Annotated in this window: 3 protein-coding genes; 2 read left to right on the top strand and 1 reads right to left on the bottom strand. The window is 43.6% G+C overall.

Annotated elements, in window-relative coordinates:
• A partial coding sequence (locus tag VF500_RS08435) for an aldo/keto reductase (protein ID WP_330859253.1) occupies window positions 1-802 on the bottom strand: 802 nt, incomplete at its 3' end.
• A 205-nt stretch (window positions 803-1,007) separates the two neighbouring features.
• Between VF500_RS08435 and VF500_RS08430 the strand changes: the two genes are divergently transcribed.
• Together VF500_RS08430 and VF500_RS08425 are read left to right on the top strand one after the other, a co-directional pair.
• A complete protein-coding gene (locus VF500_RS08430; RefSeq protein ID WP_330859252.1) occupies window positions 1,008-1,358 on the top strand; it encodes a YciI family protein in 351 nt (116 codons plus the stop codon).
• Between the two features lie 41 nt (window positions 1,359-1,399).
• Window positions 1,400-2,188: RNA polymerase sigma factor (locus VF500_RS08425; protein WP_330859251.1), on the top strand; the 789-nt coding region annotated here is incomplete at its 3' end.

Here is a 2,188-nt window from a genome sequence, read left to right as displayed (position 1 = left end):
GGGCCAAAACCCATGCAAGCGCCAGTTGAGCAGGCGTACACTGTTTTTGAGCAGCAAGTTGTGCAAATTCATGAGCCAGGCCCATATTATTTTCGGCATTAGCATCCTGATAACGGGGAAGACTTTTCCTGAAATCATTATCAGCCAGTTTAGTTACATCCAGGGCGTTGGTCACCAAACCGCGCACCAGCGGACTAAACGGTACAAATGAAATCCCGAGCTCTTTGCAAACAGGTAATATTTCAGCCTCAACATCGCGGGTTAATAATGAATATTCGCTTTGCAGAGCGCTGATAGGATGTACAGCATGCGCACGACGAACAGAGTTGGCAGAAGCTTCAGACAAACCAAGGTGTTTTACTTTACCCTCTTTTACCAGGTCGGCCATAGCACCAACCATATCTTCAACAGGTATGTTCGGATCGATACGATGGGCGTAATAAAGATCGATCACATCTGTTTTTAAACGTTTTAAGCTTTGTTCAACCGCTGTTTTGATATAAGCAGGTGAGCCGTCAAATTCGGTGAGCCTGCCATCATCACCGGCCCTGAAACCAAATTTGGTAGCGATAAAGATCTTATCACGATTAGGTACTAATACTTTTGATACCAGCTCTTCATTACGGCCGTTGGCATAAACATCAGCCGTATCCCAAAAGTTAATACCTATTTCAATTGATTTTTCAAGGGTTGCTATCGATTCATCATCATCCGGCTGGCCGTAGGCATGGTTCATGCCCATACAGCCCAGTCCAATGGCTGAAAGTTCAACTTCGGTGTTTCCTAATTTTCTATATTTCATGGTGTGGTAGTGTAATGTATAATGTAAAATTAAGTTAAAAGGGTTGTTGAAATCAAGGTAGTTTTATGATAGAATTGTAAAGTATTCATTTCAATTGATGAGTTCAATTCATATTTTCTAATTACTTTAATAAAAAAATCATGCGCCTGTCCAATTCCGGTTAGCCTGATCGTCTTTTGGTTTTTAACCATTAAATTCAAAAAACATGAACGAGTTCTTATTGATCTTCAGAAGAGATGTAGAAGCCAGCGCGGCACAGCGGTCGCCCGAGCAAATGCAAACCATGATGAATTACTGGCGCGAATGGATTGGCGGCATTGCCGCACAGAACAAACTGGTTGCCGTTGGTAACAGGCTGGACACCAATGGTAGCGTCATTAAACCGGACAACGTGGTAACAGATGGCCCTTATGTTGAGGTTAAAGAAGCTATAGGCGGTTACAGCATTATCAAAGCGTCATCATTGGAAGAGGCCACCGAGTTATCAAAAGGCTGCCCGATATTATCGGTAGGGGGCAGTGTTGAAGTTCGCCCTATTATACCTATGGAAGTATAAATGATTTTGCAGCCTCCCATACACAGGAGGCTGCTTGCTTTATGATGCAGCAAGATCAGCTTTTACCACATTTATTCCGCTCCGAATATCAAAAGATAATTGCGGTACTATGCCATTATTTTGGCTTTGAACATATAGAAGCCGCCGAAGACATCGCCAGCGATACTTTCCTCACTGCTGCCGAAACATGGGGCATTAAGGGCTTGCCTGATAATCCTAAAGCCTGGCTATATACCGTTGCCCGTAACAAAGCAACTGATTATGTAAGGCGTGGATCAAAGTTTAAGCACAAGATAGCCGAAACGTTTGTTGCTGAAGATAATTACGAGATAGAGATAGACCTTTCCGACCAAAACATCATCGACAGCCAGTTACGAATGATGTTTGCCATTTGTCATCCAATACTTCCGGCCGAAGCGCAGATTGGCCTTGCGTTAAGGATCCTTTGCGGTTTTGGGATCGATGAAATTGCCGAGGCCTTTTTATCGAACAAAGAAACCATTAATAAACGCCTCTTCAGGGCTAAGGAGAAGCTGCGGGAGCAGAAAGTAAAGATCGTTTTCCCGGAACCGGCCGATATTGTTAACCGACTGGGCATTGTATTGAAAACTTTGTACCTGCTGTTTAACGAGGGTTATTATTCCAGTTGCCAGAGTACCACGTTACGAAAAGACCTGTGTTTGGAAGCCATGCGGCTCAACTATCTCCTGATAGAAAATAAGGAAACCAACCTGCCCGAGGTAAATGCGTTATTATCATTGATGTGTTTTCACGCCTCACGTTTTGATGCCCGGATAGATGACAATGGCGAAATGATCCGCTATGATGAC

Origin of the sequence: Mucilaginibacter sp. (genome assembly GCF_036383575.1) — a bacterium.
Taxonomy (GTDB): domain Bacteria; phylum Bacteroidota; class Bacteroidia; order Sphingobacteriales; family Sphingobacteriaceae; genus Mucilaginibacter.
This window is presented reverse-complemented; position numbering and strand designations above follow the sequence as displayed.